The 23399-nt window shown below is 68.6% G+C and carries 14 protein-coding genes and 2 tRNA genes; 7 read left to right on the top strand and 9 right to left on the bottom strand.

Annotated features, from left to right (window positions below; translation table 11 throughout):
- Positions 1-31 precede the first annotated feature (31 nt).
- The 4 genes from RUGAMON1_RS14400 to dinB all read right to left on the bottom strand — a co-directional run bounded on the left by RUGAMON1_RS14400 (position 32) and on the right by dinB (position 13508).
- A complete protein-coding gene (locus RUGAMON1_RS14400; protein WP_445231165.1) occupies positions 32-3241 on the bottom strand; it encodes a hypothetical protein in 3210 nt (1069 codons plus the stop codon).
- Positions 3242-3398: 157 nt separating this feature from the next.
- The gene (locus RUGAMON1_RS14405) at positions 3399-11195 is read right to left on the bottom strand and encodes an SPM autocatalytic domain-containing protein (protein WP_445231166.1); all 7797 of its coding nucleotides are present in this window, start codon (positions 11193-11195) and stop codon (positions 3399-3401) included.
- A gap of 173 nt (positions 11196-11368) precedes the next feature.
- On the bottom strand, positions 11369-12265 hold the full coding sequence (locus RUGAMON1_RS14410; protein WP_332853928.1) for a recombination-associated protein RdgC: 897 nt from the start codon (positions 12263-12265) through the stop codon (positions 11369-11371).
- A gap of 91 nt (positions 12266-12356) precedes the next feature.
- On the bottom strand, positions 12357-13508 hold the full coding sequence (gene dinB / locus RUGAMON1_RS14415; protein ID WP_445231167.1) for a DNA polymerase IV: 1152 nt from the start codon (positions 13506-13508) through the stop codon (positions 12357-12359).
- 123 nt (positions 13509-13631) lie between these two features.
- Here dinB and RUGAMON1_RS14420 point away from each other — a divergent pair, with 123 nt between their 5' ends.
- A complete protein-coding gene (locus RUGAMON1_RS14420; RefSeq protein ID WP_445231168.1) occupies positions 13632-14462 on the top strand; it encodes a substrate-binding periplasmic protein in 831 nt (276 codons plus the stop codon).
- On the opposite strand, the gene RUGAMON1_RS14425 is transcribed toward RUGAMON1_RS14420, so the two are convergent.
- The 4 genes from RUGAMON1_RS14425 to RUGAMON1_RS14440 all read right to left on the bottom strand — a co-directional run bounded on the left by RUGAMON1_RS14425 (position 14459) and on the right by RUGAMON1_RS14440 (position 17856).
- Positions 14459-15283, bottom strand: coding sequence for a helix-turn-helix domain-containing protein (locus RUGAMON1_RS14425; RefSeq protein ID WP_445231169.1), 825 nt, complete (start codon positions 15281-15283; stop codon positions 14459-14461). The two genes, RUGAMON1_RS14420 and RUGAMON1_RS14425, sit on opposite strands and share 4 nt — an antisense overlap.
- The gene (locus RUGAMON1_RS14430; RefSeq protein WP_445231170.1) at positions 15280-16116 is read right to left on the bottom strand and encodes an alpha/beta fold hydrolase; all 837 of its coding nucleotides are present in this window, start codon (positions 16114-16116) and stop codon (positions 15280-15282) included. Before RUGAMON1_RS14430 ends, RUGAMON1_RS14425 begins: the two co-directional genes overlap by 4 nt.
- Positions 16117-16154: 38 nt before the next feature.
- A complete protein-coding gene (locus tag RUGAMON1_RS14435; RefSeq protein WP_445231171.1) occupies positions 16155-16511 on the bottom strand; it encodes a nuclear transport factor 2 family protein in 357 nt (118 codons plus the stop codon).
- Between the two features lie 70 nt (positions 16512-16581).
- A complete protein-coding gene (locus tag RUGAMON1_RS14440; protein ID WP_445231172.1) occupies positions 16582-17856 on the bottom strand; it encodes an MFS transporter in 1275 nt (424 codons plus the stop codon).
- 180 nt (positions 17857-18036) lie between these two features.
- On the opposite strand from RUGAMON1_RS14440, the gene RUGAMON1_RS14445 reads away from it, so the two are divergent.
- The 6 genes from RUGAMON1_RS14445 (at position 18037) to RUGAMON1_RS14470 (ending at position 21716) form a co-directional block, all read left to right on the top strand.
- A tRNA-Val gene (locus tag RUGAMON1_RS14445) sits at positions 18037-18112 on the top strand.
- A gap of 22 nt (positions 18113-18134) precedes the next feature.
- Positions 18135-18211 (top strand) — tRNA-Asp (locus tag RUGAMON1_RS14450).
- A gap of 100 nt (positions 18212-18311) precedes the next feature.
- A complete protein-coding gene (locus tag RUGAMON1_RS14455; RefSeq protein ID WP_445231173.1) occupies positions 18312-19436 on the top strand; it encodes a hypothetical protein in 1125 nt (374 codons plus the stop codon).
- Positions 19427-20044 (top strand): ABC transporter ATP-binding protein, encoded by a 618-nt coding sequence (locus tag RUGAMON1_RS14460; protein WP_445231174.1) that lies wholly within the window; start codon positions 19427-19429, stop codon positions 20042-20044. The genes RUGAMON1_RS14455 and RUGAMON1_RS14460 overlap by 10 nt, the downstream gene beginning before the upstream one ends.
- Positions 20045-20109: 65 nt before the next feature.
- Entirely contained in the window at positions 20110-20592 is a 483-nt protein-coding gene (locus RUGAMON1_RS14465; RefSeq protein ID WP_445231175.1) for a cyclic nucleotide-binding domain-containing protein, read from the top strand.
- Positions 20589-21716 carry an AI-2E family transporter gene (locus tag RUGAMON1_RS14470; RefSeq protein WP_445231176.1) on the top strand — a complete coding sequence of 376 codons (1128 nt, stop codon included), beginning with the start codon at positions 20589-20591 and terminating at the stop codon, positions 21714-21716. The genes RUGAMON1_RS14465 and RUGAMON1_RS14470 overlap by 4 nt, the downstream gene beginning before the upstream one ends.
- A gap of 46 nt (positions 21717-21762) precedes the next feature.
- Here RUGAMON1_RS14470 and ahpF read toward each other — a convergent pair whose 3' ends face one another.
- Complete coding sequence (gene ahpF, locus RUGAMON1_RS14475; protein WP_445231177.1) at positions 21763-23358, bottom strand: alkyl hydroperoxide reductase subunit F; 1596 nt, start codon at positions 23356-23358, stop codon at positions 21763-21765.
- Between the last annotated feature and the right edge of the window lie 41 nt (positions 23359-23399).

Raw genomic sequence — 23399 nt, forward strand, 5'->3', positions numbered from 1 at the left:
TTCCTTGCGGCTCGGCCGCCGGGGTGCGCGCTTACTTGCGCGGAGGCGCCAGCAAGTCCTTCGTCTCCGGCAGCAGGGTAGTCAAGCGCAAGCCATCCGGCGCGGCCAGCATGCCGGCCGCCTCCTTCAGCCCGCCCGGCATCGTCAGCGGCGACTGCCCGGCCGCGACCGGCTGGCCGGCCTCGCCGAAGGCCGCCAGCGCCTCCACCATGCCGCCCACCTTCATCCGCAAGGACGGGCCGCCCTGCGCCGTCAGGTGCGGCAGCTTGGCCGCCGCCAGCGCCGCCAGCTGCGCCGTGCTCAGGCCGGCCGTCTGCGCGGTGGTGAACACCAGCGCCTGCGCCGTCGTCAGCGCGCCGATCTGCGCGGTCGACAGCACCGCCAGCTGCGCGCTGCTCAGGGCCCGCAGGTCGCGCGTTTCGATCGCCGCCAGATCGTCCGAACCCAGCGCCGCCAGCAGCGGCTTGCTCAGCGCCGCCACCTGGCTCGACGTCAGCGCCACGATCTGATCGGTGGTCAGCACGTCGCCGCCGGTGATGTGCGCGGTCGGCAGCGCGGCGATCTGGCGCTGCGACAGGGCGGCGATCTGCCCGGTGCCGAACGCCTGCAACTGTTCCGGCAACAGCTGGGCGATGGCGCCGGTGCTCAGGCCGCCGATCGCCGTCGTGCTCAGCGCGGCCAGGCCGTCGCTGCCCAGGCCGCGCAACTGCGAGGCCGCCAGCGCCCCTACCTGCGCCGCGCTCAGCGCGCCCACCTGCGTGGTCGACCAGGCCGCCAGCTGCGCCGTGTTCAGGCTGCCTATCACCTGCGACGACAGCGCCGCCAGCTGCCCGGTGCGGATCGCCGCCACTTCGTCCGCGGTCAGGGCCTGGTACTGGCGCGAACTGAGCACGCCGAACTGCGTGACCGTCAGCCCCGCGAACTGTTCCAGGCTCAGGCCGGCCAGCGCGGCGGTGGTCAGCGCCGCCACCTGGCGTCCGGCCAGCGCGCCGATCTGGCGGCTGGTCAGCGCCGCCAGCGTGGCCGGCGTCAGGTTGGCGATCACCGAGGTGTTCAGCCCCGCCAGGTCGCTCAGCTGCATATTGGCCACCACCTCGGCCGACAGCGCGGCGAACTGGCTGCTGCTGAGCATGGAAGCCTGGCCGGCCGACAGCGCGTTGATCTGGTCGCTGCCCATGGCTTGCAACTGGTCGGTGCGCAGGCCCACGATGGCGCCGACCTGCAGCGCGGCGATTTCCGCCGTCTGCATCTGCGCCATCACGTCGCTCGACAGGGCGGCGATGTGCTGGCTGCCCAGGCCGGACGCCTGCCTGGTGGTCAGCCCCAGGATCTGTTCGCTGCCCAGCACCGCCAGCTGCGCGGTGCGCAAGCCGTAGATCGCCGCCGCGCTGAGCGCCGCGAAGTCCTGCGACTCCAGCGCCGCCACCGCCTCCAGCGACAACGCGGCGATCTGGGCGCCGCTCAGCGTGGCCGCCTGCAGCGTGCTCAGCGCGAAGGCCTGCTCGACCGTCATGCCGGCCAGCGCGGCCGGCTTCAGCTGGGCGATCTGCGCCGTGCCGAGCAGGCCGATCTGGTGCTCCGCCCCGCCCAGCACCGCAAACTGCGCCGAGTTCAGCGCGCCGAACACCGTCGCCGGCAAGGCCGCCAGCGCGGCCGGCGCCAGCGCCGCCAGGTTGGCGGTCGACAGGCCGGCCGCCGACGCCGGATTCAGCTTGGCGATCTGCGCCGTGCTCAAGGCCTGGAATTGTTCGATGCTCAGGGCGTTCAGGCTGGCCGCGCCGAACGCGGTGAGCTGGCGCGGCGTCAGCGCCGCGATGCGGTCCGGGCCCAGCAGCGCCAGCAGGCGCGTCGACAGGCCGGCGATCGCGTTCGCCCCCAGCGCGGCCAGGTCGGCGGTCTCGATGGCGGCGAAGGCGTCGCCATCGAGCGCGTTGACCTGACTGCTGCTCAGCATGGCCACCTGCGCCGTGGTCAGCGCGGCCCATTGTTCGCCGTTCAGGGCGGCCATCTGGCGCGTCTTGAGGCCGGCGATGGCGCTCGCCTTCAGGGCCGCCAGGTCGCCGCCGTCGAGCGCGACGATGGCCTGGGTCGACAAGCTGCCCAGCTGCGTCGCGCTCAACGCGGCGGCCTGGGCGCTGGTCAGCTGCGCCGCTTGCTGCGCCGTCAGGCCGGACAGCGCGGCGCTGCCCAGCGCCGCCACCTGCGCGGTCGAGAACAGGCCGAAATCGCCGTCGCCGCCGGCGCCCAGCGCCGCCAGCTGGGCCGAGCTCAAGCCCGCCATCACCGCCACCCGCAGCGCGGCCAGGCTGGCGCCGTCGAGCGCCATGATGTCCTCGGTCGACAGCACGCCGAACTGGCGCGCGGTCAGCGTGGCCAGCTGGGCGCTGCTCAGCGCATGCAGCTGGGCCGCTTGCAGCGCGTGGATTTGCGCCGTGCTGAACGCGCCGATCACCGCCGCGCTGAGCACATGGATGCGCTCGGCATCGAGCGCCTGGATCTGGCGGCTGCCCAGCGCCGCCACCTGGCGGCTCTGCAGCGCGTGCAACTGGTCCAGGGTCAGGGCCATCAGCTGCTCAGCGCTCAGCACGCCGATCTGGCGCGAGCCCAGCGCCGCCACATCGGCCGTTTCTATCGCCGCCAGCTCGGTGGCGCTCAGCTGCTTCATCAGCGCCGTGCCCAGCGCGCCGATCTGCTGGGTGGAAAACGCCGCGATCTGCTCGGCGCTGAACATGTCCTCGCCCTCGCGGCGCAGCAGCGGCAGCGCGGCCACCTGGCCGAGCTTGAGCGCGGCGATCTGCGCGGTGCCCAGCGCATGCACCTGCTCCGGCTGCAGGTTCTCGATCAGCGCGACCGCCAGCGCGTTGACCTGCCGGGTGCCGATGGCGGCCAGCGCCTCGGGCGACAGGCCGCGGATGCCCTTGGCGCTGAGCAGTCCGGCCTGCCCCACCGTCAGCCCCGCCAGTTGTTCCGGCGTCAGCGCCGCCATGAAGGCGGTCGATTGCGAAACCTGGTTCAGCGAGTAGGTGCGCAAGGCCGCGAAGTCGGCCGGCTGCAGCGCGCTGACGCTGGCCGCCGGCAGCGCCGCCAGTTGCGGAGCGGTCAGGGTGTTAGCCTGCGCCGTGGTCATCGCCGCGATGTATTCCACGCCCAGGTGGGCCAGGTCGGCGGTGGTGAGCCGGCTGATCAGACGGGTGCCGCCGGCGGCAAACTGCTCCGGGGTCAGGCTGCTGTCGAAGGTCATGGTATTTCCTTTTTTTTTGATGAAGTGGTAGCGAGCTTGAGTTGAGGGAAAAGGAAAGGTTAAGGATTTGCTATGCGCGCGGGCAAAAAAAACCGCCTGCACTGAACGCGATCTTGAGCGCGTTCAGGCGGGCGGTTGTTTGGTGCGGAACTGCCGGCTATTTGGGCACCGCCAGCAGGCCATGGCTGGCCGTCTGCTGCAAGGCTTTCAGGCGCAGCGTGTCGCTGTCCGCCTGGGAGCCCGCGGCGTTGCGGCCGAGGTCGTGGAACTGTTGCAGCACATCGGCCAGACGCGCCGCGTTGGCCGCCAGCGCACCGGCCGCTGGGCCGCCGTCGAAGCCCTGCCTGGCCTGCTGCGCTTGCGCCGGCTGCGCGCCGGCGCCGAACGCGGACAAGGCTTGCGCCATGCCGCTGACCTGCGCGCTCAAGCCCTGCTGGAACCAGACGTCGGCGGCCGCGTGCTGCTGGCCGTCGGTGGTGGTGTAGCTGGACGTCAGCCCGATGAGATTGCCGTGATCGACGGCGCCGCCCCGCTGCACATCCAGGTTCAGGCTGGTGATGCGCAGTTCCGCCAGCGTCTTCAGCTCGCCGGACTGGCTGACGCCGTCGGCATTGGCGTCGACCCACACGCGCAAGTCGCTGTAGCCGGCGTCGAGCGCGCTGACCATGCCGTCGTGGTTGCCGTCCAGTTCCGCCAGCGCCTGGTAGCCGTTGACGGCGGTGCCGCCGGCGGCCAGGCGGGTGGACGAGCCGAACAGCTCGCTGCCGTCGTCGATGCTGCCGTTGTGGTTGCGGTCCAGCGCCAGCAAGCCGTCGCCCGCGCCGACCCAGCCGGTGGCCCGTTGCCGGCCGCTGGCGGCCAGGTCGAACCGGACGCCCGCCTCCAGCCCCAGCGTGGTGACGCCGTTGCCGTCCAGGTCCAGCACCAGCGGCGTGTTGAACGGCATGGCGGCCAGCTGCGCCGCGTTGAAGGCCGCTTGCTGGTCGACACTCAAGACGTTGTACTGGGCCAAAGAGAGCGCGTGGGTCTGGGTCGTGGTCAGCGCCGACAACTGCTCCGTCAACAACGCCTGCATCTGGGTCGTCGACAGCGCGACGATCTGGCGCGTGGCCAGGCCGGGGATGTCGCGCGTTTCGATGGCGCTCAGGTTGGCCGCGGTCAGGTCGGCGATCAGCGCGGTGCTCAACGCCCCCAGCTGGGCCGAGGACAGCGCCACCATCTGGGCCCCGGTGAACTGGCTGGCGCTGGAAGCGTTCGGCAGCAGCGCAGCCACTTGCGCCAGGCTCAGCGCGGTGATCTGGTCGGTGCCCAGCGCCAGCAGCTGGTCGTCGTGCAGCGCGCGGATCGCGGCCGTGCCCAGCGCCGCGATGTGGGCCGTTTCGATGGTGGCCAGCGCCTGCGCCTGGATCTGCACCACGGCCGCCGTACCCAGCGCGGCGAACTGCGCCGTGGTCAGCGCGTGCAGCTGGGCGGTGCCCATCGCCGACAGCAGGTTGCCGTCGCGCGCGGCGGCGTTCAGCAGCAGCGGATTGATCGCGGCCACGTCTTCCGTGCCCAGCGCCGCCACCTGGCCGGCGCTCAGGGCGACCAGCTGGTTGCTGGACAACGCGGCCACCTGGGCGCTGCCCAGCGCCGCCAGCTGGGCGTTGGTCATGGCTTGCAGCTGTTGCGTCCTGAGGCCGGCGATGGCCGAGGTTTTCAGTGCCGCCACGTCCGCCGTTTCCATCGCCGCCAGCACCGTCAGCTGCAGGGCGCCCAACTGGACGCTGCCCAGCGCTGCGGCCTGGACCGTGGTCAGCGCCGCGACCTGGGCCGTGCTCAAGCCCAGCAAGGCGCCGCTGCGCAAGGCGGCGATCTGTTCGGTGCCGAGCGCGGAGATCAGCTGCGCCGCGCTGCCCAGCGGGTCGGCGCCGAGCATCCCCATTTGCGCCGACGACAGTCCGGCCAGCGCCGCCGTGCTCAGCGCAGCCAGGTTGGCGGTGCTGATGGCGGCCACGTCGGCCAGCGACAGTTGCGCCAACTGTTGCGAACTGAGCGCACGGATCTGCGCCGAGCTGAGGCCGTAAATCTGTTGCGTGCCCAGCGCGTCGAGCTGGGCGCTGCGCAGCGACGTCACCTGGGCCGACGTCAGGCCGGCCAGTTGCGACGCGCTCAGGCCGCCGAAATCGGCGCCCGACAGGCCAGCCAGCGCCATGGTGCTCATGGCGCCGAGGTCGGCGCTTTCCAGGCCCGACAAGGCTGCCGTGCTCAAGGCCGCCACCTGGGCGCTGTTCAACACGCCGGCCTGGGCGGTCGTCAGGGCCGCCAGCTGCAGGCTGCTCAGCGCCGCGACCTGGGCCGTCCGCAAGCCGGCGACGGCGACCGTGCGCAGCGCCGCGATTTCCTGGGTGGACAGCACCGTCAGCAAGGCCGGCGCCAGCGCCGCCAGCTGCGCGCTGCTCAGCACCGCTGCCTGGCTGGTGCTCATGGCCAGCAGCTGCACCGCGGTCAAGCCCTGCAAGGCGGCGGTACTCAAGGCCGCCACCTGCGCCGTGGTCAACGCGCCGACGTAGGACGGCGAACCGTTCGGCTCCACGCCCAGCGCCCCCATCTGGTCCGAGCGCAGGCCGGCGATCGCCACCGTGCTCAGGGCGCTCACATGCGCGGTGTCGAGCGCGACCAGACCGGCGGTCGACAGGCCGGCCATCTGCAGCGTGCCCAGCGCGCCGGTTTGCGCCAGCGTCAGTCCGGCCACCTGGGCGCTGCCGAGGGCGGCGATCTGATGGCTTTGCAGCGCCGTCACCTGGCGCGTGCTCAAGCTGTTGAGTTGAGGTAGCGACAGGTTGGCCAGCAGCGACACGTTCAGGCCGGCCACCGCGGTCTGGCTCAAGGCGGCCAGGTTGGCGGTGGACAGGCCGACCACCATCTGGCTGCTCAGGGCGCCGATCTGCGCACTGCTGAGCGCGCCGAACTGGGCGCTCGTCAACGCGCCCAGCTGGACGCTGTTCAGCGCCGCCAGCTGGGCGCTGCCCAGGCCGGCGATCGCGGCGAGCTTCAGCGCGGCCAGGTCGGCCGACTCGAGCGCGGCGATCTGCCGGGTCGACAGCGCGGCCACCTGTTGGCTCAGCAAGGCCGCCGCCTGCAGCGTGCTCAAGGCGACGATCTGGCGCGTGTCCAGGCCGGCCAGCGCGCCGCTGCGCAAGGAAACGATCTGGGCCGTCGTCAAGGCATCGATATGGCTGACGCCGGCCGTGTCGGTGCCCAGCACGGCCAGCTGGCCGGAACTGAGGGCGGCGATGGCGGCGGTCTTCAGCGCGGCCAGGTCATCGGTTTGCAGCGCGGCGATCTGCGCCGAGCTGAAGGCGGCGATCTGGGCGCTGCCGAAGGCGGCCGCTTCGCCGGTGGTCAGGGCGACCAGCTGCGCGCTGCCCAGTCCGGCCAAGGCGGCGGTGCTCAGCGCCGCGATCTGCGCGCTGCCCAGCGAGGCGAACTGGGCGCTGGCGAGGCCGCCGCCGAGGGCGGCCAGTTGCGCCGAATTGAGCGCGGCGATCGCCGCCGTGCTCAAGCCCGGCAGCGTGCGGCTGTCGAGCGCGGCCAGGTCGACCGTGCTCAGGCCGGCGATCTGGCGCGAGCCGAACGCGCCCAGCTGCGCCGAACTGAAGGCCAGGATTTGCGCGCTGCCGAGGGCGGCGATCTGGTCGCTGCCCAAGGCCATCAACTGCTGCGATTTCAAGACCGCCAGCTGCGACGACGCCAGTTGCGAGATCACCCGCGTGGTCAGGGCGCTGATGGCGGCGGTGGTCAGCGCCGCGAGATTGGCGGTCGACAAGCCCGCCAGCGTGGCGTTGGACAGGGCGCCCAGTTGCAGGCTGCTCAAGGCGGCCATCTGCTGGGTGCTCAGGGCGGCCAGCTGGGCGGCGCTCAGCGCCCGCATCTGCTCGGTCGACAGGCCGGCCAGCGCGGCCGCGCGCAAGGCCGTCACGTCCACCGCTTCGAGCGCGGCGATGTCGCCGGTGCCGAGCGCGGCCAGCTGGGCGCTGCTCAGCGCGGCCGCCTGGGCCGTGCTCAGGGCGACGATCTGGCGCGTGCTCAGGCCGCCGATGGTGGTGCTGCGCAGCGCGGCGATCTGCAAGGTGGACAGCAGGTCGATATGGCTGGCGCCGCCGGCGTCGTTGCCCAGCTGGGCCAGCTGGGCCGAGCTCAGCGCGGCCAGCGCGGCCACTTTCAGGCCGACCAGGGCGGCCGGGTCGAGCGCATCGATGGCGCTGGTCGAGAGCGCGCCGAGCTGGCTGGAACCGAGCGCGCCCAGCTGCGCCGACGTCAGCGCCGCCAGTTGCTGCGAACTCAGTCCCAGCAGCTGGTCGGAGCCGAGCGCGGCGATCTGGCGCGTGCTCAGCGCCGCGACCTGGGCGCTGCTCAGCCTCAGCAGCGCGCTGGTCGGCAAGGCGGCGATCACCGCCGTGGTCAGCGCGCCGACATCGTTGGTCTCCAGGCCGGCGATGGCCGACGACGACAGCGCCAGCACCTGGCCGCTGTTCAGCGCGGCGACCTGGGCGCTGGTCAGCGCCGTCACCTGGGCGCTGTTGAACGCCGCCACCTGCTGGGTGCTCAGGCCGGTCAGCGCATTGGTCTTGAGTACGGCCAGGTCGACCGTTTCCAGCGCGGCGATGTCATTGCTGGAGAAGGCGGCCAGCTGGCTGCTGCTCAGCACGGCGGCCTGCGCCGTGCTGAGCGCCGCCACCTGGCTGGTGCTCAGGCCGGCCAGGCCGGTGGAGCGCAGCGCGACGATCTGCGCCGTGCCCAGTGTGCCGAACAGGCTGCCGGACGGGTCGTTGGCCAGCGCGGCCAGCTGCTCGGCGCTCAACGCGGCCAGCGCCGACGTGCTCAGGGTGCGGATCGCGGTGGCGCTCAGGGCGGCCACGTCGGCGCTCGACAGGCCGGCGATGTTGCGCGAACTCAGGCCGAGGATCTGCGGCACGCCCAGGCCGGCGACCTGCGCCGTGTGCAGCGCCGCCAGCTGGCTGCTGGACAGCACGGCAAACTGCTGCGAGGTCAGGCTGGACAATTGCAGTGCGCTCAGGTTGCCGACCGCCGATGGACTCAGCGCCGCGATATTGGCGGTGCTGAAGGCGGCCATATTGGCGCTGGCGAAGCCGGCGATGGTGTCGGACGACAGCGCCGACAGCTGCGACGCGTTCAGGGTCAGGAATTGCGCCATGGTCAGCGCGGCCAGCTGGCCGCTGGTCAGCGCGGCCACCTGGGCCGAGCTCAGGCCGGGGATGGCGGCGGTGCGCAGCGCGGCCAGGTCCAGCGGCTCCAGGGCGGCGATCGCTTGCGTGCTCAGCGCGCGCACCTGGCCGCTGCCCAGCGCGGCGACCTGGGTCGCCGTCAGCGCGACGGTTTCGGCGGTGGTCAGGCCGGCCAGCGCGGCGCTGCGCAGCGCGGCGATCTGGGCGGTGGTCAACACCTGCACCTGGGCGCTGCCCAGCGCAGACAGCTGGTCCGAATTGAGGCCGACGATGGCGGCGGTGCGCAGGCCCGGCACACTGGCGGCGTTCAGAGCGGCCACATCGGCCGTCGACAGGTTGGCCAGCTGCAGCGAACTGAGCGCGGCGAGCTGGGCCGAGGTCAGGCTGCGGATCTGGGCACTGTTGAGGGCGTTGAGTTGGGCGCTCGACAGCGCGGCGATCTGGCGCGTGCCCAGGCCGGCGATTTGCGTTGTGTCCAGGCCGGCGAGGGCGGCGCTGCCCAGCACGGCGATGGCGCCGGTGTTCAGCGCGGCCAGGTCGCCCGCTTCCAGACCGACCATGCCGGCGGAGCTCAGGGCGCCGAACTGCGAGCTGCTCAGCGCGGCGATCTGGGCGGTGGTGAGCGCGCGCACTTGCGCGCTGCCGAGCGCCGCGATCTGCTGCGTGGTCAGCCCGGCGACCGCCGCGGTTTTCAATGCCGCCACCTGGGCCGTCAACAAGCCGTGGATCCCCGACGTCGACAGGCTGCTCAATTGCTTGCTGCTCAGTGCCGCCATCTGGGCGCTGTTCATCTGCACGTTGGTGTAGTTGGGGTCGAACAGTACGGACAAGGCCGACGTGCTCAGGGCGGCGACCTGCGCCGTGGTGACCAGATCGAAATCGCTTGCGATAATAAGCGAGCCAAAAAAGTTGAACTGAGCCGACGAGAGTGCCGCGAACGCGGCCGTGGTCAAGGCCTTGCCGGCCCCTAAATAAAACAGCTCCGAGACATCGGCGGATGTCAGGGCGGCGGCCTGGCTTGCGCTCAGCGCGGCCACCACGGCGGTGTTCATGCTCTCGAACTGCTGGGAACTCATGCCGGCGATCTGCGCGGTGGTGAGCGCGGCGACCTGAGGCATGCTCAAGGCGTTGATCTGTATCGAGCCCATCGTGCCCAACAGCGAGGGGCTGAGCGCGGCGATGGTGGCGGGATTCAAGGCCCGCAACTCGGCGCTCGTCAACCAATGCAAGGCATCGGTGGACAGTGCGTTCAACTGCCTGGTGCTCAACGATGCGATCTGGGCCGTCGTCAACGAGATGGCCTGGCCGGTCGTCAATGCCGACATCTGCAGCGTGCCCAGGCCGGCGATGCTGGCGATTTTCACTGCGGCCAGGTCGGCCGTCTCCATCGCGGCCAGCTGCGCCGTCGACAGGCTGGCGATCTGGGCGCTGCTGAGCGCGGCCGCCTGCGCGGTGGACAGCGCCACCATCTGGTCGGTGGTCAGGCCGGCCAGCACCGAGGTCTTCAACGCGGCCAGCTGGGCCGTGCCCAGCAGGGCGATCTGCCCGGACGCGCCGGCGCCGAGCTGGGCGAACTGGTCGGACGTCAGCGCGCCGACGGCGGCCGAGCTCAACGCCTTGATGCCGGCGCTGCCGATGGCGGCGATGTCGGCGGTCGACAGGCCGCCCACCTGACGCGAGCCCAGCGCACCGATCTGCGCCGAGCTCAGCGCATGGATCTGGGTGGTGCTCAGCGCCGCGATCTGCGTACTGCTCAAGGCGGCGATCTGGCGCGTGGCGAGCGCACTGATTTGCGCCGTGTTCAGCGCGGCCAGCACAGCCGCACCCAGTTGCGGCACGACCGCCGTACTCAGGGCCGCCAGGTCGGCGCCCGGCAAACTAGCCAGGGCGGCGGTGGACAGCGCGCCGATCTGGGCGCTGTTCAATGCGGCGAATTCGGTGGTGGACAGCGCGCCCAGCTGGCTGCTGGTCAGCAGCGCCAGCTGGCTGGTGGCCAGGGCGGCGACGGCGGCGGTTTTCAGCGCGGCGACGTCGGCCGTTTCCAGCGCGGCGATGGCATCGCTGGACAGGGCGTTCAGCTGCGCGCTGCCGAGCGCGGCGGCTTGCGCGGTGCCCAGCGCCACGGCCTGCTGCGTGCTCAAGGCGCGTACTTGCGCCGTGCTCAGCGCGGCGACGGCCTGCGTGCCCAGCGCGCCGATGCCGCGCGTGCCGATGGCCAGGATTTCGTCGGCCGTGAAGGTGGCCAGCTGGCGCGTGCTCAGCGCGGCCAATTGGCCGGTGCCCATCAGGGCCACCTGGTCGGACGACAGGCTGGCGATATTGGCGGTGCTCAAGGCGACCAGGTCCGCCGTTTCAAACGCGGCGATGGCCTGGGTGCTCAGGTTGGCGAAAGCCTGGGTGCCCAGCGCCGCAGCCTGGGCGGTGGTCAAGGCAGCGATCTGGGCGCTGCCCAGCGCGCCCATGAAGCCGGACGGCAAGGCGCCGACGGCGTTCAGCGTGGCGGCCTTGATGGCGGCCAGGTCCTGCGTGGTCAACACCGCGACATTGGCGGTGGCCAGGTAGGCCAGCTGGGAACTGGTCATGAAGAACAGGTGATCGGTGCGCAAGGCTGGCACCTGGAGCGAGCTCAACGCCGCGATATCCTCGCTGGTCCACGACAACACATCCTGGGTGGTCAAGTTGTTGGCGATCTGGGACGTGCTGAGGATGGGGACGAAGGTGCTCATCACGAGTTCCTAATTTGATAACATCTTTCACTATAGCAGAAATCGCGCTAATTTCTACAGAGCAACGAAATTATTTTCCCCGTTTTTTATCAAAAATTACATGAAAAATGCCGCAAAATCAAAGACTTTGCGGCATTCTTAACCAACAGACAATGGGTTTTGTTGCAGTACGATCAAGCCTTGGCTTCGCCGCCCAAGGCCTCGACCACGTCGGCCATCAGCTTGGCCAATTCGCCGCTCATCAGCATGAAATCGCCGTCGAAGCGCTCGTCGTCGTTCTTGGTGCTCGATTCCTTTTCGGCGATCACGTCCAGCGGCTTGATGCCCTTGATCGCCAGCGATTCGGTCAGCACGAAGGAGATCTTGCTATCCCAGGTCATGGCCAGGCGGGTGCACTGCTTGCCGGCCGCGATGTGGCGGCGCACTTCGTCCGCCTCCAGGGTGTGGCGCACATAGCGCACGGCGGCCTTGCTCTCGCCGGTGGCGCGCAGTTCGGTATCCATGTCGACCGTGAAGCCGGCCGGCGCATCGTCGGCCTGCAGCCATTCGGTCATCACGCCCACCGGCGAGCGCTGCACGCGCAGGCTTTCCAGCGGCAGCTTGTCGACCGCCTTGAGCAGCAGCTTGATCACTTCGTCGGCCTTGGCCGGGCTGGCCGCGTCGACCACCAGCCAGCCGTTGACCGGATCGATCCAGGTCCAGACGTTGCTGCGGATCGAGAAGGCGCGCGGCAGCAGTTCGTCGGCCACGCGCTCTTTCAGTTCCTTCATGGCCTTCTTGCCGGGAGCAAAGCCCTGGGCTTCTTCCATTTCTGCGGCGCGCGCCTTGGCGACCTGGTTGATGACGGTGTTCGGCAACAGTTTCTTCTCGGTGCCCAGCAAGATCAGCATTTGCTTGTTGACCACGTGCACCAGGCCGCCGTTCGGACGCGGCGTGTCCCAACCCTGGCGCAGCAGCTCATTACTGCTTGCCGGGACGAAGGAGTGGGAGGCCAGTGCTGCTTCCAGTTGTTCGGGGGTGTAGGCCCAAGGGGCCGGCAGACGGTAAATCTGTAGATTCTTGAACCACATGTGTTGAGCCTTGTTTCAGTAATGCCAGGGGAGCGCCATTTTACACGGTGATGGCGGCGCCGGACCGAATCTGTTGCTGAGTGTTGCTGAGCTAGGCGAACAATTCGCCTTGGCGGGGCACAGCCGTCTGCTGGCCGGAGCCGGGCGGCTCCAGCGTGCTGGCGCGCACGCCCAGCAGGCGCAGCCGGCGTTGCAGCGGCACCCGCTTCAGGCACTCGCGCGCGGCGTGCAGGATGCCGGTGGCGTCGGCCACCGGCTGCGGCAGGGTGACGTTGCGGCTGACGATCTGGAAATCGTCGAAGCGCAGCTTGATGCTGATGGTGCGGCTGACGTAGCCCTTGCGTTTGAGGTCGTCCGCCAGCCGGGCGCACAGCTGGGTCAGGATGCCGGACAGGGTGTCGCGGTCCTGGCGCGCGTGCAGGTCGCGCTCGAAGGTGGTTTCGCGGCTGATCGACTTGCTCTCGGAGCTGGTGGAGATCTCGCGATGGTCGACGCCGTGCGAAGCCTCGGCCAGCCAAGCCGCGTAGTGGGCGCCGAAATGGTCTTGCAGCAGGCCGGCGTCGGCCGCCGCCAGCTGGCCGATGGTCTGTATGCCCAGCGCCGCCAGCTTTTCGGTGGCCTTGGGGCCGATGCCGTTGATCTTGCGCACGCCCAGCGGCCAGATGCGGGCCGGGATGTCGTCGTAGCCGAGGATGGTCAGGCCGTTGGGCTTTTCCAGGTCGGAGCAGATCTTCGACAGCAGCTTGTTGGGCGTGATGCCGATCGAGCACGACAGCCCGGTGGCGTCGCGCACGGCCTGCTTGATGCGCTGCGCCAGTTCGCGCGTCTCGCCTTCGACATGGGTCAGGTCGATATAGATTTCATCGATGCCGCGGTCCTCGAAGTCCGGCGCGATGGCGGCCACGGCGTTCTTGAACAGCCGCGAGCAGTGGCGGTAGGCGTCGAAGTTGACCGGCAACAGGATCGCGTCCGGCGCCAGCTTGGCCGCCTTCATCATGCCCATGGCCGAGCCGACGCCGAGCGCGCGCGCCTCGTAGGTGGCGGTGGTGATGACGCCGCGTCCGACATAGTCGCGCAGGCGCGCGAAGGTGTGGGTGCCGTCCGCCTGCGCCACCGGCTGGGCGTCGCGGCCGCCGCCGATGACCACCGGCAGGCCGCGCAGCTCGGGATAGCGCAACAGCTCGACGGACGCATAAAACGCGTCCATGTCGAGGTGGGCAATGCGGCGCTGGTCGTCAACCATGGTGCGGATAAAATTACTGTAAATACATACAGTATCTACGGAAATCATTGCCGCCGCAAGACCCCACCATTTGCCGGGGCCTGGTGTTACACTTAAGAAACTATCTGTTTCCTCCTGGCCACCATGCTTCACCGCCCGCGCACCGTGTTGCTGTGCCTGCTGCTGTCCGCCGCGCCCGCGGCGTGGGCGGCGGATGGTGCCTGCGCGCCGGCGCGGGCCGGGCTGAGCGACCTGGGCTACTCGTCCTACCGCGACGGCGCCGTCATCCGCGGCATCACGGCCGACGTGCTGGAGGCGGTGCGCAGGCGCAGCGGCTGCAGCTTCGAGCTGGAGTGGTATCCGCACGGCCGGCTGTATGCGCAATTCTTCAACGGCCAGCTGGACCTGACCGGCGCCTCGCTGCGCACCGCCGAGCGCGACCGCTATGGCGTGTGGCTGCCCTACACCTACACCCGCTTCGAGCTGCTGCTGCTCAACAAGAGCGCAGGCAAGTTCCGCAGCCTGGAGGAGTTTGTCGAGCACAGCACGGCGCGCCTGAACGTCACGCGCGGCATTTCCTATTCCGCCGCGACCTTGGTGCAGATGGAACGGCTGCAAAAGCTGGGGCGGCTGGAATACGTCAACGACTACGGCGTGGTGTTCCGCAAGATCCTGGCCGGGCGGGCCGAAGGCACGCTGGCGCCGCCGGCTATCCACGTGCTGCACCAGCGCCAGTTTCACATGCTGGGCAAGATGACGGCCACGCCGTTCGCCGAATCGCCGCGCGCGCTGGTGGGCATCTATGTGTCGAACAAGGTGGCGGCGCCGACGCTGCGCCGCTACACCGAGGCGCTGCGCGCCATCATCAGCGACGGCGACGTGCAGAAAATCTACGAGCGTTATCTGGGCGAGGAGATCGCCCGCCAGATCTTCAGCGGCGGCGTGCGCGAGCTGCTGGACGCCATGCCGGACTAACCGTGGCGGGCGCGGAACCACGCCGCGCTGGCCTCGTCGGCCGGGAAGAACGATTCGACCCTCAACTCGTGCACGGTGACGTCGTGCGGCGTGCCCAAGGTGGCGATGGTGGTGAACAGGTTCAGTTCGACGCCGTCCTTGCGCAGCGCCAGCGGCAGGAAGGGCAAGGCGCGGCGGTCCAGGTTGACCGCGCGCGGCATGGCGGCGATGCCGGGCAGCGCCAGCAACTCGCCCAGCAGCAGGGTCGCTTCGCTGCCGGGGCCGTCGCTCATGGCTTCGCGCTGTATCCAGTGCAGCAGGTCGGCGCCGACCTCTTCCCAGTTGTGCAGGTAGCGGCGCACGCCGTGCGGGTCCAGCATCAGCTTGAGCACGTTGACCGAGCCGTCGGCGGCAATCGCCGCGCCGTCCGGCATGCCCAGCAGCCAGCGCATCATGCCGGCCGCCGGCGCGTTGGCCATCTGCAGATTCCACAGGCGATCGACCACCAACGCAGGATACGGCGCCTGCTGCGCCAGCATGAAGTCCAGCGCCTGGCGCACCGCGCCCAGTTCCGGATCGGACAGCTTGCGCTCCTGGTAGGCCGGCGCGAAGCCGGCCGCCAGCAGCATGACGTTGCGCTGTCGCAGGGGGATTTCCAGCACCATGCCCAGCTTCAGTATCAAGTCCTTGCTCGGTTGCGAGCGGCCGCTTTCCAGGAAGCTGATGTGGCGCTGCGAAATCTCGCTCTCGGTCGACAGGCGCAGCTGGCTGTAGCCGCGCTTGCCGCGCCAGTACTTCAGCGCGGCGGCGAAGTCGCTGAAATAATCGGCCGCGCCGTTCATGCCGGCGCCACGTCGAGGAAGTCCAGCAGGTCGGCGTTGACCCGGTCCAGGTGGGTGACAAACATGCCGTGCGGCGCGCCTTCGTAGCGGCGCAGGCGCACGTCCGGGATCAGCGCGGCGCTCGGTGCGGCGGTCAGTGCGAATGGCGCGCTGACGTCGGCGTCGCCGGCGATCAGCAGCACCGGGCGGTCGATGCGCGGCAATTCGGGGCGGAAATCGGCGCCGTCCAGCGCGCGGTTGCATTCCGTCAGCGCCTGCAGCGAGGCGCCCAGCGCCAGCTGGCGCAGCCAGTTGGCGATCGCCGGCGAGGTATCGGGCGTCAGGAACGGCGGCAGGTTGTCGTCCACCCACTGCGGGAAGTCGCGCGCCAGCTGCTGGTTGCGGAAGTAGTCCAGCAGGGCGGGAGCTATGCCGTCGGGGTTGCTGTCGTCCTGGGTGATCATCGGCGTCATCGTGCCCAGCAGCGCAATCCGGGCAACGCGGGCGCTGCCGTGGCGGCTCAGGTAGCGGACGATTTCGTTGCAGCCCATCGAGTGGCCAACCAGCGTCACGCGGCGCAGGTCCAGCGCCTCGATGACGGCGGCCAGGTCGTCGGCCAGCGTGTCGAAATCGTAGCCGCGTCCCGGATCGGTGGAGCGGCCGTGGCCGCGCCGGTCGAAGGCGATGCAGCGCAGGCCGCGCTGCGACAAGGCCAGCATCTGGTATTGCCACATGTCCGACGGCAGCGACCAGCCGGCCACGAGCAGCACCGGCGCGCCATCGCCCCAGTCGCGGTAGAACAGGTCGACGCCATCGTCGGTGCGGATAAATCCTGGTGCGCTCAGTACAGGCATGATGATCTCCTTGAAGGGCAATAATAGCTCGATTGCAATCAGGCGGCGTTCAGGAAGCCGGTGACGCGGGTCAGGCGGCCGTCGTCGCCCAGCTCGGCGACATCGGTGCCGTGCGCCACCGGCGCGCCGCCGGGCGCGGCCAGCGTCCACGAGAAGCGCACCACGTGGTTGTGGCCGTCCGGCGTGCCGTCCAGTTCGAAGCGCAAGCCGGGGAACTGGCTCTGCGCGCCGGCGATCATGGCGTCGATGCCGTCGTGGCCGGCGCCGCGCATCATCGGGTCGAGATAGCTGGCGTCCAGCGCGAAGGCGCGCGCCACCAGCGCGCGGCGGGCGGCGGCGTCGCGTTCGTTCCAGACGGCCAGGTATAGCGTAGCGATGTGGGATGGGGTGCTCATGCTGATCTCCTTGGTTGGGTTGTGTCGTGGCGACAGAAACCATTCTCCGGAAATCAGTGTGCGGCGGCGATTACGTCCCAGGTAATCGCCGCGCCACCACCAGCACCGCGCCGGCCACCAGGCTGGCCGCCAGCAGATAGATGCCGTTGGCGGTGCTGCCGGTGGCGTCCTTGATGGCGCCGACCAGGTAGGGACTGGCGAAGCCGGCCAGGTTGCCGACCGAGTTGATCAGGGCGATGCCGGCCGCCGCCGCCGCGCCGCCCAGCATGGCGGTCGGCAAGCTCCAGAAAATCGGGAAGGTGCTCAGGATGCCGGCCGTGGCCACGCTCAGCGCGGCCATGGCGATGACGGTGTTGTCGCTGTAGACGGTGGCCACCACCAGGCCGAGCGCGCCGGCCACGGCGGCGGCGGCCGCGTGCCAGCGCCGTTCGCCGCTGCGGTCCGAGTGGCGCGCGGCCAGCACCATCGCCACCGCCGCCACCGAGTACGGGATCGCCGTCAGCAGGCCGATGTCGAACACGTCCTTGACGCCGCTGTTCTTGATCAACTGCGGCAGCCAGAAGCTGACGCCGTACAAGCCCATCACGAACAGGAAGTACACCAGCGCCAGCAGCCACACCGTGCCGCTGCCGAACACCTGCGCCAGCGGCAGGCGTTGCTGATGCTGGCCGTCCGCCGCGATGGCGCGCTCCAGCCGCTGTTTGTCATCCTCGCTGAGCCAGTTGGCGCTGCGGATGCCGTCGTCCAGGTAGAACAGCGTCCAGACGCCGATCAGCACCGACGGCAAGCCTTCCAGCAGGAACAGCCATTGCCAGCCGCTGAGGCCATATAGTCCGGCGAAGGTCTTCATGATCCAGCCCGACAGCGGCCCGCCGACCACGCCGGCCACCGCCACCCCGCTCATGAACAGCGCCACCATGCGCGCGCGGCGGTGGGCCGGATACCAGTAGGTCAGATACAGGATGATGCCGGGGAAGAAGCCGGCCTCCGCCGCGCCGAGCAGGAAGCGCAGCAGGTAGAACGTCGCCACGCTGTTGGCCAGCATCAGCGCCGACGAGATCACACCCCAGCTGATCATGATGCGGGCGATCCAGATGCGGGCGCCGGTGCGCGTCATCAGCAGGTTGGACGGCACCTCGAACAGGAAGTAGCCGATGAAGAAGATGCCGGCGCCGGCGCCGTAGACGGTATCGCTGAAACGCAAGTCGGCCAGCATCTGCAATTTGGCGAAGCCGACGTTGACCCGGTCCAGGTAGGCGGCCACGTAGCACAGGAACAGGAAGGGCATCAGCCGCCAGCTGACGCGGCGGTACAGGGAATCGAGCTGGTGATCGTGGTGGTGCATGCTGGCGGTCCTTATTCCTGGTGTTGGGCGCGCGGCTATGGTGACACTGGAAAGCGGGGCCGCAAACAAATTTTCTAAATTATTTACAAAAACCCTTGCGGAACGGATAAACCAGCTTGTAGAATACGGCCTCGTTCAGCAGTTGCGACAAAGTAGTGAAGCAAAGCTGATATGTTTTCTGGGTGCTTAGCTCAGTTGGTAGAGCGGCGCCCTTACAAGGCGTAGGTCGGGAGTTCGACCCTCTCAGCACCCACCAAGAAAACAGAAAAACGAAATTTGGAGCGGTAGTTCAGTTGGTTAGAATACCGGCCTGTCACGCCGGGGGTCGCGGGTTCGAGTCCCGTCCGCTCCGCCAAATTCCTTTAAGGGCCCGATTCGTCGGGCCCTTAATCATTTCTGCGCCGATTAACGCTCGATTAAGCTTAGGCTTGTGCATCGGGTGTTATCCTCCCGGCATGATTCTCTCCGCCACGTCCTTACCTCCCTATCTGCGTTTCCGCATCCGCATGGCGCACCAGGCGATGCTGCAGTTCGTCGCCAGCTTCACCTCTTCGCTGGAATACATCCTGCTCGGGTTCGGCCAGGTGCTGGTGGGGCTGGTCGCCTGCCTGGCCCTGCCGGGATTGTTCGCGGCGACGCGGCCGTGGCCGCAGGCGCTGGGCTTGTTCGCCGGCCAGACGCTGATCGCCAGCGCGCCGGTCTGGCTGCTGCGCAAACGGCTGCTGCCGGCGCAGGTGCTGCTGTGGTGCCGTCCGCTGCCGATTCCGACGCGCCTGCAATGGAGCGCCAACATCGCCGTGGCCGGCATGGTCATCGTTCCGTTGAGCGTGGCTTACGCCATTTCCACCGCCATCTGGCTGTTTCAATGGCCGGACTGGCTGCAACCGGTCGCGCCGCAGGCGCTGCTGCTGACCGTCGGCTCGCTGCTGCTGGGCTGGATCCTCTCGACGCTGGTGCTGGCACAACGTTGCCGCATGCCGGCCGCCGCCAGGCTGGCCGCCGACCGCCCCGCGCCCGGCCCGTATGTGCCGGCGTCGCCGCGCATGCCCGCCGCGCTGTACCACTGGCGCCAGCTGTTCTGGCTGCCGTTCTGGCGCGCCGAGAACGTGATCGGCATCCAGCAGACCGTGCTGCTGCTGGGCGCCGCGCTGGGCATCGCCCTGTGGCTGTGGCATCCGCCCATGGTGCCGCCGGCACTGTGGGGCTTCAACGCCGCGATCCTGTTGATGCTGCTGACCGACCGCGGCGACAAGGCCGTCACCGAACAGGTCGCCCTGCTGCGCCCGGTCGCGGCGGCGTGGCCGGTGCGCATCGACAAGCTGTTCCGCTTCGCGCGCGTGTCCGCGCTGCTGCCCGGCCTGGCCGTGATGGCCTGGTTCGCGCTGCTGACCTTGGGCCACCTGGGCCGCGCCAGCAGCGCCGGCTACAGCACCACCGTCGCCACGGTCTGGCTGTGCTTTGCCGGCATCGCCCAGGTCGCCGTCATCTCGCTGCGCCGCCTGAGCGTGCGCGGCCGCGTGGGGCTGGTCATCAGCGCCATCATCATCCTGACCGCCATTGGAAGCGAACTATGGAATTGAACCCCGTGCTGCGCATCGAGCAGCTGACCTTCGAATACGCCAGCCATCCGCTGTTCCGCCGCTACGACCTGCAACTGGGCGCCGGCATCACCTGGCTGCGCGGCGAAAACGGCGCCGGCAAGACCACGCTGCTGAAGCTGGCCGGCGGCGCGCTGACGCCGCACGCCGGCGCCATCACGCTCGACGGCCTGGACATCCAGGCGCAGCCGCTGGCCTACCGCCTGCGGTGCTACTACTGCGGCGGCGACACGCCGCAACTGCCGTGGCTGACGGTGCGCGAAATCCTCGACCTGCACCTGTCGCTGTATCCCGACACCGAGCCGGCGCTGCTCAACGCCGAGCTGCAAGCCTTCCACCTGCTGCACACGCTGGACCAGCCGGTCACCACGCTGTCGCTGGGCCAGCACAAGAAGATGCAACTGTCGCTGGCGCTGGCGCTGCCGGTGCGGCTGTTGCTGATCGACGAGCCGTTCAACGGCCTCGACGCCGACGCCATGGCGTATCTGCGGCAACAGCTGTCGACGCCCGAACGGCTGGCGCGCCAGTGCATCCTGCTCACCAGCCACCTCGACCCGGCCCTGCCGCTGTCCGCTACCGTGCAACTTTAAGTTATCATTGGAACGATAAAGCCGGGCCGGCCCGGCCCGCGCACCTTGCCCTGCACGGAGTTCCCTTGATCTTTGGCTTCCTCAAATCGCCCGTTTTGTCGCCGCGTTTGCTGCGACTGAAGGAATCGGCGCTGTTCGCCACGCTGACCCCGCTCGAACTGAAGATCGTCGACGGCCTGATGCACGAGCGCCGCTACCTGGCCGACGAAATCATCTTCGACGAAGGCGAGGAAGGCCAGGCGCTGTACCTGGTGATGTCGGGCCGGGTGATCATCAGCCGCCAGCTGGGCGCCACGCGCGAAGTGGTGGCCGAGCTGTCGGCCGGCTCCTTCTTCGGCGACCTGGCCCTGCTGGACAACACGCCGCGCAACGCGCAGACGCGCGCGCTGGACAACTGCGAGCTGGCGGTGTTCTTCCGCGCCGACTTCATGGGCCTGATGGAGACCGACGCCGTGATCGGCTACAAGATTTCGCTGGCCCTGGCGCGCCACATCGGCAGCCGCCTGCGCGACTGGATGACCGGCAAGCCGCAGGTCGAGGCGCTATGAATTTCCTGCCGACCCAACAGCGCGCCGGGCCGGTGGTCTGGAGCGGCATCATCGCCGCCACCTGCGTGCTGCTGTTCCTGCTGCAGCAGATGCTGTTCCTGGCCATCCCCTTCCTGCTGGGGATCGTGCTGTACTACATCCTGCAACCGCCGATGCAGCGCCTGATCCGCATGGGCGTGAGCCACAACGCCGCCACGCTGATCGTCGGCAGCGTGTTCCTGTTGCTGCTGGTGGTGGCCGGCCTGGTGTTCATCTACTGGGATTCCGGCCCGTCCGACTCGTGGCAGGACATGCTGGGCAAGTACCTGACCGGCGGCCTGGAGTTCGTGCGCCACACGATGCTGTCGCTGGAGCGGGAGTTCCCCATCCTCAAGCAGATCAAGCTGGCGCGCACGGTCAACAGCCGCGTCAGCGCCTTCACCGGCACTTTCGTGCAGAAGCATTTGACCGACATCCTGGTATCGGTGGCGGCGTGGCTGCCGTCGCTGCTGCTGGCGCCGTTCCTGACCTTCTTCTTCCTGCGCGACGGCTTGCGCTTCAAGAAGTTCCTGGCGCGCGCCGTGCCGAACGCCTTCTTTGAACGCACGCTGTGCCTGCTGCACGAAGTGGACCAGACCGCGCACCGCTACTTCCAGGGCCTGATCAAGCTGACCATCCTCGACACGGCGGTGCTGGCGTTCGGGCTGTGGGCGATCGGCGTCTCGTCGCCGGTGGTGCTGGGCTTGATCGCGGCGATGCTGGCGTGGGTGCCGTACGTGGGCTCGATCGTCGGCTGCGTGCTGGTGGTGATGGTGGCCTCGACCGACGCGCCGGCCGATCCGGCGGTGGCCTACATGGCGATCGGCGTGTTCATCACGGTGCGGCTGCTGGACGACTTCGTCTTCATGCCGCTGACCCTGGGCCGCAGCCTGCACATCCATCCCTTGATCACGGTGCTGATGATCTTCATCGGCGGCTCGGTGGCCGGGGTGGCGGGGCTGATGCTGGTGCTGCCGCTGCTGGGCGTGGTGATGGTGATCGGCGAAACGCTGGGCCGGCTGATCACCGACCCGCGCCTGCGCGCGCGCCACCGCAACGCCATGGAGCTGCGCACCAGGCAGGCCAGCGCTGACTTGGTCACATAAAAAAAGGGCCGCTGTCAAAGCGGCCCTTGTTCTTTGCTGCGCTCGCTTACGCGGTCATCGCCTGCTTCTCGCTCGACTCGGCCACCACTTCCTCGTCGTCCGAACGGATCAGGTGATCGAAGGCCGACAATGCCGCCTTCGCGCCGTCGCCGGTGGCGATGATGATCTGCTTGTACGGCACCGTGGTGACGTCGCCCGCAGCGAACACGCCGGGAATCGAGGTCTGGCCACGCGCATCGACTTCAATCTCGCCGTGGCGCGACAACGCCACCGTGCCTTTGAGCCACTCGGTGTTAGGCACCAGGCCGATCTGCACGAACACGCCTTCCAGCTCAACCTTCTGCACCGCGCCCGACACCCGGTCGGTGTAGCTCAGGCCGTTGACGATCTTGCCGTCGCCGTGGATCTCGGTGGTCTGCGCCGAGACGATCACGGTCACGTTGGCCAGGCTGCGCAGCTTGCGTTGCAGCACCGCGTCGGCGCGCAGCTCGGCACCGAACTCGATCAGCGTCACATGCTTGACCAGACCGGCCAGGTCGATCGCCGCTTCGACGCCGGAATTGCCGCCACCGATCACCGCCACGCGCTTGCCCTTGAACAGCGGACCGTCGCAGTGCGGGCAGTAGGCCACGCCGTGGTTGCGGTATTCCTTCTCGCCCGGCACATTGATCTCGCGCCAGCGGGCGCCGGTGGCCAGGATCACCGACTTGGCTTTCAAGGTCGCGCCGGTGGCGGTCTGCACTTCGATCAGCTTGCCCGGCACCAGCTTGGCGGCGCGCTGGGTGTTCATGATGTCGACTTCGTATTCCTTGACGTGCTGCTCCAGCGCCACGGCGAATTTCGGACCGTCGGTGGCCTTGACCGAGATGAAGTTCTCGATCGCCAGCGTGTCCAGCACCTGGCCGCCGAAACGCTCGGCCAGCACGCCGGTCTTGATGCCTTTGCGGGCGGCGTAGATGGCCGCCGCCGCGCCGGCGGGACCGCCGCCGACGATCAGCACGTCGAACACGTCTTTCTTGCTCAGCTCAGCGGCCTGGCGGGCGCCGGCGTTCTTGTCCAGCTTGGACAGGATCTCTTCGACGTTGGTGCGGCCCTGGCCGAAATGCTCGCCGTTCAGGAACATCATCGGCACCGCCATGATCTGGCGCGCCTCGACTTCTTTCGGGAACACGCCACCGTCGATGGTGGTCACCTTGATGCGCGGGTTAATCACCGCCATCGCGTTGAGCGCTTGCACCACTTCCGGGCAATTGTGGCAGCTCAGCGAGATAAAGGTTTCGAATTCGTAATCGCCATCCAGGTTGCGGATCTGCTCGATCACGGCTTCGTCGAATTTGATGGTGTGGCCGCCGACCTGCAGCAAGGCCAGCACCAGCGAGGTGAATTCATGGCCCATCGGGATGCCGGCGAAACGCACGCCGATATCGGTGCCCGGGCGGTTGATGCTGAACGACGGTTTGCGTTCGGCATCGTCGGTGCGCTTGACCAGCGTGATCTTGTCGCTCAACAGGACGATTTCCTGGAGCAGTTCCTCCATCTCGCGGGCCTTGGCGCTGTCATCGAGAGAGGCGACGATCTCAATCGGTTGCACCACTTTTTCCAAGTAGGCTTTCAACTGGGTTTTGAGAGTTGCATCTAACATGATTTTTCTTCCTTTTTACAAATATTTAGGCGTATGCCGGG

Source organism: Duganella rhizosphaerae (assembly GCF_040364205.1).
Taxonomy (GTDB): domain Bacteria; phylum Pseudomonadota; class Gammaproteobacteria; order Burkholderiales; family Burkholderiaceae_D; genus Rugamonas; species Rugamonas rhizosphaerae.

Bases quoted from the DNA above. Each gene is read 5' to 3' on its own strand.
- RUGAMON1_RS14400 (WP_445231165.1), bottom strand. From the start codon at position 3,241: ATGACCTTCGACAGCAGCCTGACCCCGGAGCAGTTTGCCGCCGGCGGC.
- RUGAMON1_RS14405 (WP_445231166.1), bottom strand. From the start codon at position 11,195: ATGAGCACCTTCGTCCCCATCCTCAGCACGTCCCAGATCGCCAACAAC.
- RUGAMON1_RS14410 (WP_332853928.1), bottom strand. From the start codon at position 12,265: ATGTGGTTCAAGAATCTACAGATTTACCGTCTGCCGGCCCCTTGGGCC.
- dinB (WP_445231167.1), bottom strand. From the start codon at position 13,508: ATGGTTGACGACCAGCGCCGCATTGCCCACCTCGACATGGACGCGTTT.
- RUGAMON1_RS14420 (WP_445231168.1), top strand. From the start codon at position 13,632: ATGCTTCACCGCCCGCGCACCGTGTTGCTGTGCCTGCTGCTGTCCGCC.
- RUGAMON1_RS14425 (WP_445231169.1), bottom strand. From the start codon at position 15,283: ATGAACGGCGCGGCCGATTATTTCAGCGACTTCGCCGCCGCGCTGAAG.
- RUGAMON1_RS14430 (WP_445231170.1), bottom strand. From the start codon at position 16,116: ATGCCTGTACTGAGCGCACCAGGATTTATCCGCACCGACGATGGCGTC.
- RUGAMON1_RS14435 (WP_445231171.1), bottom strand. From the start codon at position 16,511: ATGAGCACCCCATCCCACATCGCTACGCTATACCTGGCCGTCTGGAAC.
- RUGAMON1_RS14440 (WP_445231172.1), bottom strand. From the start codon at position 17,856: ATGCACCACCACGATCACCAGCTCGATTCCCTGTACCGCCGCGTCAGC.
- RUGAMON1_RS14455 (WP_445231173.1), top strand. From the start codon at position 18,312: ATGATTCTCTCCGCCACGTCCTTACCTCCCTATCTGCGTTTCCGCATC.
- RUGAMON1_RS14460 (WP_445231174.1), top strand. From the start codon at position 19,427: ATGGAATTGAACCCCGTGCTGCGCATCGAGCAGCTGACCTTCGAATAC.
- RUGAMON1_RS14470 (WP_445231176.1), top strand. From the start codon at position 20,589: ATGAATTTCCTGCCGACCCAACAGCGCGCCGGGCCGGTGGTCTGGAGC.
- ahpF (WP_445231177.1), bottom strand. From the start codon at position 23,358: ATGTTAGATGCAACTCTCAAAACCCAGTTGAAAGCCTACTTGGAAAAA.